Genomic DNA, 15,591 nt, shown 5'->3' on the forward strand with positions numbered 1-15,591 from the left:
TTTTGCGCCGCAAAGCTGGTATTTATTTATACAGAAAGGACTGGTGTAGATAAATTTTCTATCCGCTTGCAGGTACTGGGGTGGCACATCTTTTTAGGATCGTGAATCGTGGGGCGTTCGTCGTCTGTTGTCTGTTGTCCATCGCCCATCACCAAATTCAAACTATCCCATATGGAAGAACTTTTCACTACCCAGATTTCTCAAGGTGCCGGCAGCATGGCCTACCGTGTGGTATTTGACCAGGAGCAGTACCAGTTTATTCCCAATGGTTTTGAAGGCAGCAGCTTTGCCTTTCGCCGGGAGCACGACGAGTGGCACCCGGTGGAACCCTTGCCCGAGACAGTGCAGGACCAGGCAGTGGAAGCACTGGAAAAATACCTCCTCTCGCAGCATTAGCTTTTCAACCCTATAAGGTTTTAAAAACCTTATAGGGTTGCCCGTACAGCAAGCTGCAGAAATCCTTCCTGGCAATTCTTTCAAAATCCTATCAATCACTGGTTCTTGGTTCCCCTCATCCTTACGCTTCACCTCGACGAGGCTTCCTTTCAGTACTTCAACCAGTTGCGCAAAGCGCATTTTCCACCGGAGCGCAACTTTATAGCTGCGCACCTGACGCTTTTTCACCACCTGCCCGATACACCTGAACTGCGGCAGCAGCTTGCCGGTGCTGCAGGCACCCAACAGCCCTTGCAGCTGGAAGTTACCGGCCTGCGGTCGTTGGGTGGTGGCGTGGCTTTCCGCCTGCACTGCCCGCCTTTGCAGGCCTGGCACCGGCAGCTGCAGCAACAATGGTTTGACCTGCTCACCCCGCAGGACCGGCAGCCCCTGCAGCCACATATAACGGTACAAAACAAGGTAATGCCGCCAGCAGCCCGCCAGCTCTTACAACAGCTTGAAGCCGGTTTCACCCCATTCCACGTGCAGGCAGCCGGCGTACAGCTATGGGCTTATATGGGCGGTCCCTGGCAGCTATTGCAGGATTACCCTTTTGCTTCCTCTTCCGGCCAGGCGGCTGCAGTTTAGCCGGCCTGGAAACATTGCCTTGAGAACATACTACCGTTATTATTGGTCTAACCTTATTCCCACCCTGTCCCCACCTTCCTCCCACCATATCCCAGGTATAAGCCGTGTATATCCCTACTTTGTTCCCACTTTACCGTAACAGTGGGAATAGAAAATGGGAACTATGGTGCAGTTTGTCCAAATGCTGACCTGCGATCGGAACCGAAAAGCAGTTAAAAGCAATCAGTACTTTGTTATTTCCATGTGCTGCTTTGGAGTGGCAGGGTTTGCAGGTAGGCCCAAGCTATGATCGGGTTAAGCATGCAGGTACGCCGCTGCTACAATGGGGTGAACTCCGCCGAGCACAATCTGACCTAAGGCTTTGGTAAGCAGATAGAGCGAAGTGCATAATTGGATTGTGGTTCGCCCTGCAGCCATGCGTGGGCTTTTTATTTATACAGAATAACCCCTTCAAGGAGCGTTGTAAAACAGAAGCTGTTGGCCAAAATTTCCTGAGTTGCAAAGGTGTTGCTATGGTCAGGAGGATAGCTGTATCCCACCGCTTTCCTGCAATTATGGGTGCATCTACGCGGCCACCCGCGGAAAACTACGTCTCCCCTTAACAGAAAGTACTTTTTAGCTATATGTGTTTTCCATTAGCCTCCCGTTTTTACGCGTTTTTACGCGTTATACCTGAGCTGGTCTTACTAGTTTGGTGTTTGTTTTTCCTGTGCAGCTGACCTGCCGGCCTGCATTTGCACCAGCAAAAGTCCTGCATTTAGTCCGTAGTCCAAACCAAACAGGCACTTAGCCGTATCCCATGAATTCTAGCAAAACAACAATATGCGTTGGATTGCAGCACCTGTTACTGTTGCTTTTGTGTATGACGCTATGGAGCGTTCGTACACGGGCTGCTTCCGTTTATTTCAACAATGTTTACCAAGGAGCTGGTACTGGTTATAATGCGAGCAGCAGCCCCATTGCCAATATTACCCTGTTACAGGGTACCGGCTTCCGCTTTACTTCGCTCAACCCCGATGCTCCCAACTTTGTGGCCGATGCTGGTGGCAACGATATACGCGGTACGCTCAATTATGTGGATCCTACCGGAAGAGTAATACAGATTACCGGTATTGTTTCCCGTTTAGATAAAATAAACGGGGTTCCGGAAGGATTCTATTTCGTTGACCTGGTAAATGGGAAAGGCTACCTGCTGGTGTTGGCAGGATCAGAGAGTATGTACAGAGCAGGTACCGATGTACGCACCTCGTCCGAAAGCACCCTGTTGTCTTCGCTGAATACCACTGTAACAGACCAGCAGTCGGAGCCCCGCCTATCCATTGCCAATACATCGGCAGTGGAAAATGCAGGCTTTATGGTTTTCAACCTGACGGTAAACCCCGCAGCATCCAGCAATTTTTCTTTTACGCCCACCCTTGCTGCAGGCACGGCAACATCGCCTTCCGATTACACCACTTCCATGCAGTACAATACCGGCAATGGGTGGCAACCCGTGTCGGGCCCCATCAACGTGTCGGCCTCTGTTACTTCTTTCCAGATAAGGGTGCCGCTGGTAGATGATAATGTTGTGGAAAGCAATGAAACTTTTATCCTGAACTCGGGGCCCATTACCGGGGGCAATTTCCTGAACCACCAGGGCACGTTTGGGCAAGCCTCCATCCTCGACAACGATGGCAACCCGGCACCCATCAGCCAGTCCGATGTGGTATATACCTATGGCGATGGGCCGTTTACGCTCAACCCCAGCTCTCCCAACACTACCGGTGGCTACACCTACAGCGTAACGGGTCCGGGAGGCGTGGTAATGCAAATGCAACAAACCAACAACTTTAGCATCCTGGGTGTGGGGGTTACACAGGTAACCATTTACCAGGCACCAGGCAGCGGCTATGGCATGGGAACCCAGGTAGTTAAGGTAACGGTGCTGCCTGCTTCCCTGCAGATAAAGGCAATCGATAAAACGAAACTGTATGATGGCCTGGCATTTACCGGCGGCAACGGGGTTACATATACCGGGCTGGTGTACGGCGAAACTCCGGCCGTGCTTTCCGGAACCCTCCAGTACAGCGGCAGCTCGCAACAGGCGGTGAATGCCGGCACCTATGGCATCACTCCCGGCGGGCTGTCCAGCAACAACTACTCCATTACCTATGTGGGTGGCCAGCTCCATGTATTGAAAGCATCCCTCACCATCACTGCTGCCGACGAGGTGAAAACCTACGATGGCCAGCCATACAGCGGCGGCAACGGCGTAGGCTATGCGGGTTTTGTGGCGGGAGAAACAACTGCCGTGCTGCAGGGAGCGCTCAGGTATGGCGGCACAGCGCAGGGAGCAAAAAACGTTGCCACTTATGCCATCGCTCCATCGGGCTTTACGGCCACCAACTACAATGTCAGTTATATTAGCGGCAGGCTGGTGATCGATCCTGCACCGCTTACCATTTCTGCACAGGCGCAAAGCAAGGTGTACAACGGTCAGGTGTACAGCGGTGGCCACTCGGTTACCTACAATGGTTTTGTAAGCGGCGACAATGAAACCAATGCGCTTACAGGTACCCTTTCGTATACAGGCAACTGGCAGGGCGCCACTGCCGCCGGCACCTATACCATTACGCCACAGGGACAAACAGCGCCCAACTACATCATCACCTATGCCGATGGTACCTTGTATATCAATAAGGCCACGCTGACCATTACCGTGCTGAACCGCACCAAAAACTACGACGGGCAGGTGTACAGCGCCGGTTATGATATTTCTTATGGTGTTTTTGTAAATGGCGAAAATCCGTCGGTATTAAGTGGAACGCTGGTATATGGCGGCAACGCACAGGCGGCGGTAAATGCCGGTAACTATACCATTACAGCCGGTGGGCTTTCTGCTGCCAATTATAATATCAATTATGTAACGGGCATCCTCACCATCAACAAGGTGCCATTGGAGGTGCGGCCCAACAACCATAGCAAAACCTACGATACACAACCCTACAGTGGTGGCAACGGGGTGAGTTTTTCCGGTTTTATGAACGGCGAAACGCAAACGGTGCTGGGTGGCAATCTCACCTTTGGCGGTGCTGCGCAAGGCGCCGTAAATATGGGCAACTATACCCTTACTGCCAGCGGCTTTACGGCTGCCAACTATACCATTAGCTATACTGCGGGTACGCTCACCATCAACCCGGCGGTGCTTACTGTAACCACCCTCAGCCATACCAAGGCTTATGACGGTCTGGCTTACCAGGGCGGCAATGGTGTGCGCTATAGCGGGTTTGTAGGTAACGAAACAGAAACTGTGCTGGGAGGCAACCTCCAATACAGCGGTGCTGCACAAGGAGCAAAGAATACCGGTACTTACGCTTTGTCGGCAGGCGGGTTGGCAGCCGCAAATTATACCATTCAGTACATGGCTGGTACGCTTACCATCACGCCCGCTCCACTAACCGTGCAGGCTCTTGCGCAAACAAAAGTGTACGACGGAACGACTTTTGGCGGTACCCACAGTGTGCGCTACTCGGGCTTTGTGGCCGGTGAGTCGGAGGCGGTGCTGAACGGAACCCTCAGCTTCGGCGGCAACTGGCAACCGGCCACTGCCGTGGGTGACTATTCCATCCAGCCTTTGGGTCTAACGGCTGCCAACTACCAAATCAACTATGTGGGCGGCACCCTCTCCATCACACCCGCAAACCTTGTTGCAACGGTTGACAACAAACAAAAAATTTATGACGGTCAAGTCTATGGCGGCGGCTATACCCTGTCGGTAAGCGGCTTTGCTCCCGGCGAGAACTACCAGGGCGTGTTGAGCGGCACCCCTGTTTTTGGAGGCTTTGCTTCAACGGCTGTTGGTGCGGGTAGCTATGCTATCAGTGCAGGCGGGCTTTCGGCTGCCAACTATACCATTACCTATGTGCCGGGTACCCTTACCATTAGTAAGGCGTCCCTGTTGGTAAGTGCCGGATCGGCTACCAAAACTTACGATGCCCAACCTTATGCAGGTGGAAACGGGGTCAGCTATAGCGGCTTTGTAGCTGGCGAAGATGCCACCATACTTGGGGGTAACCTTGTTTATGGTGGCACTGCGCAGACTGCCGTTCATGTGGGCAGCTATAGCATTATTCCCAGCGGACTTTCGGCAGCCAACTACGATATCACCTATAACAACGGTACCCTCACCATTAACCCGGCCCTGCTTACCGTTGCGGTAAACAGTATTGCCAAAACCTATGATGGTACAAGCTATAGTGGCGGCAATGGCATCAGCATCACCGGCTTTGTTGGTGGTGAAGATGCTTCCGCTTTGAGCGGCACTGCAGTTTACGGCGGTTCGGCACAAGGTGCCAGGGATGCGGACAGTTACACCTTAACGGCAAGTGGCTTGTCTGCATACAACTATACCATCACCTATGTGGCGGGTACCCTTACCATCAACAAGGCACCTTTGCAGGTAAGGGCTGCAAATCAGATCAAAACCTACGATGGGCAGGTATTCAGTGGCACACATAGTGTTGTCTACACCGGCTTTGTGGTGGGAGAAACAGCAGCCGTGCTGGGAGGTACTATCAATTACGGCGGTAGCTGGCAAAGGGCTACCGGTGTTGGCACCTATGCCATACAGCCTTTTGGGCTAACGGCTGCCAACTACACCATTACCTACGAAGCTGGTGCCCTGGAAATCAGGCCTGCCCTGCTTACCATAATGGTGGACAATAAAGAGAAGACCTATGATGGCCGCCCATTTTCTGGTGGTTATACCCTCAGTTACCGTGGTCTGGTAGGCAATGAAACAGCGCAAACGGCTCTTGTGGGTAACCCCCGTTTTGAAGGTGCTGCCATCAGTGCTACCTATGCGGGTAGCTACGGCATCACAGCGTCGGGGCTTACTGCTGCCAATTATACCATCCAATACGAGGGAGGTACGCTTACCATCCGTAAAGCGGCCCTGGTAGCTGCCGTTCAGTCTGCAGCCAAAATATATGATGGCCGCACTTACTCGGGTGGCAATGGTTTAAGCTTTACCGGTTTTGTGGCCGGTGAAAACGCCGCTGTGCTTGAAGGCAGTGCGCGTTACGGCGGTACGGCGCAGGGTGCCAAAAATGTAGGCAGCTATACCCTTACTGCCGATGGACTTTCGGCAGCCAACTACCTCATTAGCTATGTACCGGGTACCCTGGCAATCAGTCCCGCTACCCTGATAGCCAGGCTGGTCAATGCCGAAAAAATTTATGATGGCAAGCCCTGGCAGGGTGGGAGCGGTATTACCTACACCGGTTTTGTGCCGGGTGAAGATGCATCGGTGGTGGGAGGCAATCCCCAGTACGGTGGCACAGCACAGGGTGTGCGCCGGGCAGGTACCTATACCCTTAGCCTCAGCGGATTGCAGGCTGCCAACTATACCATTACTTATGAACCTGCTACCTTAACCATCCGCCCCGCACCACTTACGGTGAAGGTGCACGATGCCCGCAAGGTGTACGACGGCCGTCCATATGCCGGCACCCATGGCGTGAGCTATGCCGGTTTTGTAGCCGAGGAAACGCCAGCGGTGCTCACCGGAACCCTGGCCTACAGCGGCAACTGGCAGACGGCCATCAATGCGGGTTCCTACCAGATTGTACCCGGCGGTATTGCGTCCGTCAACTATGCCATCAGTTTTCTTCCGGGCAGCCTGGTAATTGCCAAAGCGCCTCTTTTGGTAACGGCAGAAAATAAATCAAAGACCTACGACGGTCAGCCTTTCAGCCCTGCGGGGTATACGGTTGGCTACCAGGGTTTTGTTGCCGGTGAAGATGAACGCCAGCTTTCGGGCAGGCTCCTTTTTGGCGGTGCTGCCGCTACCGCCACCCGGGCAGGCAGTTATGCCATTGTTCCGGACGGACTGTGGGCGGCCAACTACGAACCCCATTTTGCCGCAGGCACCCTGGTTATCAACAAGGCGCCCCTGGTGGTGAAGGCCCTCGACCATTCCAAAACCTACGATGGGCAGCCTTTTCCTGCCACGGCTTATAAAGTAAGCTTTGGCGGTCTGGTACGGGGCGAAGAGCCGGGTACCGTGCTGCAGGGTACCCTGAAATTTGCCGGAACCGGCGTTACTGCTACCGATGCGGGCAGCTATGCCGTGCGTCCCGGTGGACTGAACGCCGCCAACTACGATATACGGTACGAGGATGGACTGCTCACCATCCAGAAAGCCGACCCCGTACTGGTGCTGCCCGACGTGGTAAAAACCTATGGCGACCCCGACTTCAGGCTGGCAACCCCGCAAAGCAAGAGCACGGGCCGGTTTAGTTTTGCCCTCAACAACGATTCGGTGGCCCTGCTGGCGGGCAGTACGGTAAAAGTGCTGAGCGTGGGCACGGCACCCATTATGGTATGGCAGGCCGAAGACCGCAACTACAATGCGGCCAGCGCCAGTGCCCGCCTGGTGGTGAACAAGGCGCCCCTTATCGTAGTGGCCAATGGCGCTTACCGTTGTGTAAACGACAGCAACCCCACCCTTTCCTATACCATCAGGGGTTTTGTAAAAGGCGAGCATGCTGCCGTGCTGAGCGCCCAGCCGCAGGTAAGCACCACCGCTACCGCCAGCAGTCCCGCCGGCCTTTACCCCATCACCCTTACGGGCGGAGCCGCTGCCAACTACAGCTTTCGTTATGTGGAAAGTACCCTGCGGGTGAACAAACCGGTGCGCCAGCCGGTAGAGCTGCCGCTGGTATCGATGGTAAAAGGGGAAAGCGCACAACTCCATGCCCGTCCTTTTGGCACTGCTTACCAGTGGCTGCCGGCCACAGGTCTTAGTGCGCCCAATGCGGCCAGCACCGAGGTGCGGGTGCAGCAGGACCAGGAGTTTACCGTAAAAGTGACCGAAAATACGGGTTGCGTGGTGGTGGACCGGGTGAAAGTGCGGGTATTTGAACAGGGCGGCCTTTATGTGCCCAATGCTTTTTCGCCCAACGGCGATGGCCGCAACGACCAGCTGCGGGTGATCGGGCCCGGGCTGAAGCTGAAATTCTTCCGGGTGTTCAACCGCTTTGGACAGATCATGTTTGAAACTGCCGACGCCAGCAGGGGCTGGGATGGCACCTTCAGGGGGACCCCTCAACCTGAGGATACCTATGTATGGGTGCTGATGGCAGAGAAAAAAGACGGCAGCCCATTGGAAGGAAAAGGGTTTGTGATCATTACCCGGTAAGTACATCATGGTTTATGCCGTAGCCAGGGAGCAAAAACCTGTATGTATCAATTTGGAAGGCACTTCCTACAGGTTGGGGCAATAATTGACGGGATCCTTATCCTGCACATTAAAATATACACGGCGCCTGTTTGATGGGCTTTATCCTATTTGGCTGAAGGCCCATCGCCAGCATCCTAGTATGCCCAAGCTATGAGGACTACGTATTTATCATAAGCGAAACCACGCAATACTCAATCCCGGTATTTACGGGCAAAAAAGAGTAGTGTTGCCGCCATTTTCGAAAAAATTCTAATATGGCGTAGTGGTAAACCCTAACTGGAAAGATGGTGGTTATTATGTAGTACAGTTTATTTCAGGTTATAATGTATCATTATGCGCTATATATATAGTTGCTTTGCAAAAAAATCCATTTGCGCTAGCCGTTCCCCCATTTGCCCGGTGGTGCCGGTATCTTTTTGCCTGATGGAGCATACCTATTATTCATGTATCCAATCTTTGCTGCCCGCCTCTTGCGCAACGAGCAACCCCGTGCTGCCCGTACCCAACCTGCTTTGCCTGTATTGAAAAACAAAAACTTCGTTTTCCTGGCCGTGCTCACCCTGGTTTGCACCCTGGTTGCCGGTGCCAAAACAACCGGGCGTCTCGAGGGAGCACCCATTGAAAAAACCATCCAGCATACCCGCACCAGCCTGGTGGAGAAGATCGGCAAAGCCCTGCAGGTGCCCGGTGCAGCAACCCGGTTCTTCCAGTTGTTCAACGGTGGCGCCAGCCAGCCTTCTGCTTTTTGGCAGGCACGCCTGGCCATTTTGGCCAATAATCCCGAAACCGCACTGAGCGTAAGCATCCAGCAGTTGAGCAACGAGCAGCTGAGGGGTGCCTATGGTGCTTTTACCCGTAAAGGGGTAAACGGCCAGCCTGCCATTTACCTCAACCATTACTGGCTGGAACAACTGGCCAGCAAATCGGGTGTGGAAAGGGTACTGGCAGAGGAAATGGGCCATGCAATTGATTATTACCTCAACGGCAACCTGGAAACCCCCGGCGACGAAGGCGAGGCTTTTGCCCACAGCCTGCTGCACCTGCCGGTAAATGAAGCGGAAGCCAAACGCATGGCGGAAGAGAACGACATAGAGGCACTGGTAATAGCGGGCAAGGAAGTAGTGGTGGAAGAAGCTACCATTTATTTCAACAATATGTACAAGGGTACGGGTATGTATACCTTGCAGGACAACACGGTAACTGGTATACAGCCTATTGCCGGGTCAGGATTTCGTTTTACTTCAGCCAACCCCAATGATGCCACTTTTGTAAAAAGCGGCAATAACGTAAGTGGTTTTATAACCTATGTGGACGTTAACGGCGTGGTGCAAACCCTGACCGGTGTTATTTCACGCCAGGATAAATCAGGATCCACCACCACTGCACTCCAGTTTCTGCTGGCAACCAACCCCACCAACACCACACAGGCACAGGTTTACTGGCTGATTATGCCTGGCCACGAATCGCGTTACAGTACGGGTGGTACCATCACCACTTCTTCGGACCCCAACTACGACCGGGATATGAACACCGTGCTGGCCAACCAGCAGAGTGCGCCTAAAATAACCGTAAGCAATCCTACGGTTGCAGAAAATGCAGGTTCGGTTGTTTTCGACCTGACAGTAAGCCCCAATGCTACTTCCACCTATTCTTTTACCCCCACGCTTACTGCGGTAACAGCTGTTGCCGGCACCAACTACACAACAACCGGCATACAGTATAAAACCAATAGCAACGGTACCTATACCAATTACACCGGTGGCGCCCTTTCTTTTGGTACAACGGTAAACAGCATACAGATCAAAGTGCCTGTACTGAATGATGGCGTAACTGCACCCACCTTGTATTTCAACCTGAATACAGGTGCCATTTCCAACGGGGGCATCTTAAACAATGCAGGCGCTTATGGGCAGGCAGGCATTACCGATGTGACGCCGGCCTCAACCATTACGCATGCCGATGTGGTAAAAACCTATGGCGATGCAGCCTTCTCCCTGAACCCTACTTCTAATAATGCTACGGGTGCATTCAGCTATGCCGTTACCGGAAACGGTAATGTATTGTCGGCCAGCGGCAACAACTTTACTATCCTGGGCGCCGGTACCACCCAGATCACTATTACCCAGGCTCCCGGAAGCGGTTATGGTCAGGGTACCAAGGTGGTGAATGTTACCGTAAACAAAGCCAGCCTTTCGGTAACGGCTGATGGTAAAACAAAAACTTATGGCGGGGCCAACCCCACGCTGACGGCTTCTTACAACGGGTTTGTTTACAACCAAAACCTGGCAAGCAGCGGCGTAACCGGCACACCCGCCCTGTCTACTACCGCTACTGCTACCAGCGCTGTTAATACTTACCCTATTACTGCTGCCGTGGGTACGCTTGTTTCCGGCAACTATAGCTTTACCTATACCCCGGGTACGCTTACCGTGAACAAAGCAACGGTAACCGTTCGGGCCGACGACCAGGTGAAAACTGCCGATGGCCAGCCCTTTACAGCATTTACCTCCAGCTACTCGGGCTTTGTAAATACCGACAACAGCTCCGTGGTGACCGGCTCCATTATTTATGGCGGGGCTGCCACTACTGCTACTGCGATTGGTACTTATGCTATTGTACCTGATGTAAGTGGCCTCAGTGCCGCCAACTACAACTTTGTGGCATCAGGCACCGATGGTACCCTCACAATTTCCAACCAAACGGTTGCACCTATTACCCAGGCGGATATTGTAAAAACCTATGGTGACAACAGTTTCACCATGAGCCCCATTTCGGCCAATACTACCGGTGCTTATACCTACCAGGTAACGGGTGCTGCCGGTGTGGTAACCGAAAGCAACGGCACTTTCACCATTGTGGGTGCGGGTACCACGCAAGTAACCATCAGCCAGGCTTCGGTGGGTGCTTATGCGCCGGGTACCAAAGTGGTAAACGTTACGGTAAATCCCCGTACCCTGACGGCCACCGCTACCGCCACCTCCAAAATGTACGATGGCAATAACACGGCTGCCGTATCCCTCGGCGATGACCGCCTGGCTGGTGATGCTGTAACGGTAAACTATACCGGCGCTACGTTCAACAATGCCAACGTGGGCACCAACAAAGCAGTAACGGTTTCAGGCCTGAGTCTTTCGGGTACTGCTGCTGGCAATTATACTTTGGCAGCTACCACCGCTTCAGCCAACGCAGATATTACTGCTGCACCGGTAACCGTTACCGTTGCACAAACTTCCAAAACTTATGGTACGGCTGATCCTGCGTTTACCTATACAGCCGCAGGCCTAATAGGCAGCGACCAGCTGACCGGCACGGTAACCCATGCTGCCGGTATCACTGTGGGTACCTATGCTTTCAGCGGCCTGAGCAACAGCAACTATACCGTAACCTTTGCGCCTGCCAGCTTCAGCATTGTGCAGGCTACCCTGGTGGTGACGGCTGCTGCAACCGATAAACAATATGACGGCAATAACACTGCTACTGTAACCCTGGGCGATAACCGGGTGGTTGGTGACCAGGTGACCGTTTCCATTACAGGTGCCACCTTTAGTGATGCCAACGTGGGTAATGGTAAAACGGTTACTGTTGCAGGTCTGAGCCTGTCGGGTACAGATGCCGGTAACTATATATTGGCCGCAAATACTGCAACGGCTACTGCCAGCATTACGGCCAAACAGGTAACGGTTGTCGTGAGCCCCGCTTCGAAAGTTTATGGCACCACTGACCCCAATTTTACAGCTATACCCACCGGGCTGGTAGGCAACGATGTGCTCACCGGAACCCTGGTGCGTGCCAGTGGTTCGGCTGTGGGTACCTATGCCTTTAGCGGACTGAGCAACGGCAACTATACTATTATATATAATAACAGCTTTGCCATCACACCAGCAACGCTGACCGTAACTGCTTTGGCCTCCGGCAAGCAGTACGATGGCAACAACACGGCAAGTGTTACGCTGAACGACAACCGCGTAAGCGGCGACCAACTGACGGTAAGCAATACCGGCGCAACCTTCAGCAACGCCAACGTAGGCAACGCCAAAACCGTTACGGTTGCAGGCCTGGGCGTTTCGGGTGCCGATGCAGGCAACTATACCTTGGCTGCTACCAGCATTACCACTACTGCCGATATCACGGCTGCCGCAGTAACCGTGGTGGTGAGCCCCACAACCAAAGTGTATGGCGCTGCCGATCCCGCATTTACCTACACATCTACCGGCCTGGTGGGCAGCGATGCGCTGACCGGCTCGGTTACCCGTGCTGCAGGTACTGCAGTAGGCAGCTATGCCTTCAGTGGTTTAACCAACAGCAACTATACTATTACATATAGCCCTGCCAGCTTCGGCATCACTGCACGTACGCTTGTGGTAGCCGCTTCGGCCAGCAATAAAACCTATGATGGCAACAGCACGGCTACCGTTTCGCTGAACGACAACCGCGTAAGCGGCGATGTGTTCACTGTAAACCGCACCTCGGCTACCTTCAGTGATGCCAACGTAGGCAATGGTAAATCCGTGACTGTTGCAGGCCTGAGCATCTCGGGTGTTGATGCCGGTAATTATACCCTTGCTGCAACAACAGCTACCGCTACTGCCGACATTACAGCCAAGACTGTGACCGTAGCAGTGACGCCCGCCACCAAAGTGTATGGTGCTGCCGATCCTTCGTTTACCTATAACCAAACAGGACTGATAGGCCAGGACCAACTGACCGGCACCATCACCCGCGCTGCCGGTACCGGTGTGGGTACCTATACGTTCAGCGGCCTGAGCAACGGTAACTATACTATTACATATAGCCCTGCCAGTTTCAACATCACTGCCCGTACGCTTACCGTCACAGCTACTGCCAGCAACAAGCCCTATGATGGCAACAACACCGCTACCGTAACCCTGGCCGATGACCGGGTGGCTGGTGATGTGTTTAACGTAAACCATACTGCCGCCACCTTTAACGATGCCAATGCCGGCAATGGTAAAACCGTAACCGTTGCAGGCCTGAGCCTGACGGGTGCTGCTGCCGGCAATTATACCCTGGCTGCAAATACTGCAACGGCTACTGCCAGCATCACGGCAAAGGCAGTTACTGTAACTGTGGCACCTGCTACCAAAATATATGGTGCTACCGATCCCCTGTTTACCCCAACCATCACCGGCCTTGTAGGCAGCGATGTGCTGAATGGTTCCCTGGTGCGTGCTGCAGGAAACGGTGTGGGTACTTATGCCTTCAGTGGTCTGATCAACAGCAACTATACCATTACCTATAGCCCAGCCAGCTTTGGCATCACTGCACGTTCGCTGAACGTAACCGCCACGGCCAACAACAAGCCTTATGATGGCAATACCGCGGCTGTTGTAAACCTGGGCGACAACCGCGTGGCCGGTGATGTGCTGACCGTAAACTATACTGCGGCCACGTTCAACAATGCCAATGCAGGTACGGCCAAGCCCGTAACGGTTACCGGTATCAGCATCGGCGGTATGGCTGCTGCCAACTATACCCTGGCTGCTACCAGTGCCGCTACCACGGCCAATATCACGGCGGTGCCTGTAACGGTTACCGTGTCGCCTGTTTCCAAACCTTTGGGAACACCTGACCCCGTATTTACCTACACCACTGCAGGCTTGCTGGGCAGCGATGTGCTCACGGGTACCGTGGTGCGTGCCACCGGTGAAACCATGGGTACTTATGGCTTTAGTGGTTTGGCCAACAGCAACTATACTATTGCCTATACCCCTGCATCGTTCACCATTACGCAGAGCCCGCTTGCTATCAGCGGCCAGCCACAGGGTGCAGCGCTTTGCCAGGGTGGTACCCTCAGTCTTTCGGTAACGGCGGCAAATGCTACGGGTTACCAGTGGTATAAAAACGGGGTGGCCATTAGCGGTGCTACCAGCGCCACATATGTCAAGAACAACCTGACTGCCGCTGACGCAGGCACCTATACGGTGGTTGTAAGCGCAGCAGGCAACGTTACCGTTACCAGCGCCAATGCTACCGTAACGGTGAGCCAGCCGGTAACGGCGGCCATCACCCCTGGCGGCAGCGCGGCCTATTGCCCCGGATCTTCGGTGGTGCTCTCGGCCAACAGCGGCGCGGTATCCTACCAGTGGCTGCGCAACGGTACCGCCATCAACGGCGCTACTGCCCGCACATATACCGCAACGGCTCCCGGCAGCTATACGGTTGTGATCAATATGGGTACGGCCTGTGGCAATACCACCAGTGCTGCCTTTGTATATGCCATGGACCCCGCAGGCGACTGCGATGGCGATGGTATCACCAACAGCATTGAGTGCCCTTCGCTGGGTGCCAGCTGTGCGGATACCGATGGTGATGGTACTCCCGACTACCTGGACCTCGACTCCGACGGCGATGGTATTTCCGACGCCATTGAAAAAGGACCTTCCGGTACGCCAGTGGACACCGATGGCGATGGTGTGCCTGATTTCCGTGACCTCGATACGGACAATGACGGCATCCCCGATGCTGTTGAAAAAGGCCCCAACGGCACACCGGTAGATACCGATGGCGATGGTACGCCTGATTTCCGCGAACTCGATAGTGATAAGGATGGCATCCCTGATGCAACCGAAAAGGGCCCCAATGCAACACCCCGTGATACGGACGGTGATGGTGTGCCCGACTTCCGCGACCTGGACAGCGATAATGACGGCATTCCTGATGCGGTAGAAAGAGGTTCCAGCGCTACGCCCTTGGATACCGATGGCGATGGCATACCCGATTTCCGGGATGTGGACTCCGACAACGATGGCATTACCGATGCCCAGGAAAAGGGCAACGGCAGCCAGCCTTTGGATACCGATAACGATGGTATCCCTGATTTCCGCGACCAGGATTCAGACAATGATGGTATTTCGGACCGTGTGGAACGCGGTTCTGCTGCCCAGCCCATTGATACTGATGGGGACGGCATCCCCGACTTCAGGGAACTGGATTCGGATAACGACGGCAAACCCGACAACCAGGAAGGTGGTACCGAAGACTGCGATGGCGATGGCATCCCCAATTTCCGCGACCAGCAGGAATGCCTGATCGACATCCTGGTGCCCGATGTGTTTACACCCAATGGCGATGGCATCAACGATGTGATCAAGCCTGTACTGCCCGGCATCGTACAGTTCAAATCCTTTAAGGTGTTCAACCGCTGGGGTAACCTGCTGTATGAAACCCGTGAAGCCGGTAAAGGCTGGGATGGCCGCTACCTGGGTGCGCTGCAGCCCACCGAAACCTACCTCTGGTTTGCCGAAGGCCTGGGTAAGGATGGTCGCAACATCATCAAACGCGGTACGCTGAGCCTGCTGCGCTAATCAATCCTTATTTCCCTGTTC

4 protein-coding genes are annotated in these 15,591 nt (G+C 53.9%); all 4 read left to right on the forward strand.

The window, feature by feature from the left end; translation table 11 throughout:
- Positions 1 to 171: 171 nt before the first annotated feature.
- The 4 genes from BUE76_RS03255 (at position 172) to BUE76_RS03270 (ending at position 15,570) form a co-directional block, all read left to right on the forward strand.
- Positions 172 to 396, forward strand: a complete 225-nt coding sequence (locus tag BUE76_RS03255; RefSeq protein ID WP_073045369.1) for a hypothetical protein — start codon at positions 172 to 174, stop codon at positions 394 to 396.
- A 105-nt stretch (positions 397 to 501) separates the two neighbouring features.
- On the forward strand, positions 502 to 1,023 hold the full coding sequence (locus BUE76_RS03260) for a 2'-5' RNA ligase family protein (RefSeq protein ID WP_073045371.1): 522 nt from the start codon (positions 502 to 504) through the stop codon (positions 1,021 to 1,023).
- Between the two features lie 832 nt (positions 1,024 to 1,855).
- Positions 1,856 to 8,203, forward strand: coding sequence for an MBG domain-containing protein (locus BUE76_RS03265; RefSeq protein ID WP_073045373.1), 6,348 nt, complete (start codon positions 1,856 to 1,858; stop codon positions 8,201 to 8,203).
- Positions 8,204 to 8,688: 485 nt separating this feature from the next.
- Positions 8,689 to 15,570 (forward strand): MBG domain-containing protein, encoded by a 6,882-nt coding sequence (locus BUE76_RS03270; RefSeq protein ID WP_143157378.1) that lies wholly within the window; start codon positions 8,689 to 8,691, stop codon positions 15,568 to 15,570.
- Positions 15,571 to 15,591 lie beyond the last annotated feature (21 nt).

It is taken from the genome of Cnuella takakiae, assembly GCF_001953305.1.
Lineage (GTDB): Bacteria > Bacteroidota > Bacteroidia > Chitinophagales > Chitinophagaceae > Flavisolibacter > Flavisolibacter takakiae.

Coding starts and splice junctions, on each gene's coding strand:
- BUE76_RS03270 (WP_143157378.1), top strand. CDS start 8,689: ATGTATCCAATCTTTGCTGCCCGCCTCTTGCGCAACGAGCAACCCCGT.
- BUE76_RS03255 (WP_073045369.1), top strand. CDS start 172: ATGGAAGAACTTTTCACTACCCAGATTTCTCAAGGTGCCGGCAGCATG.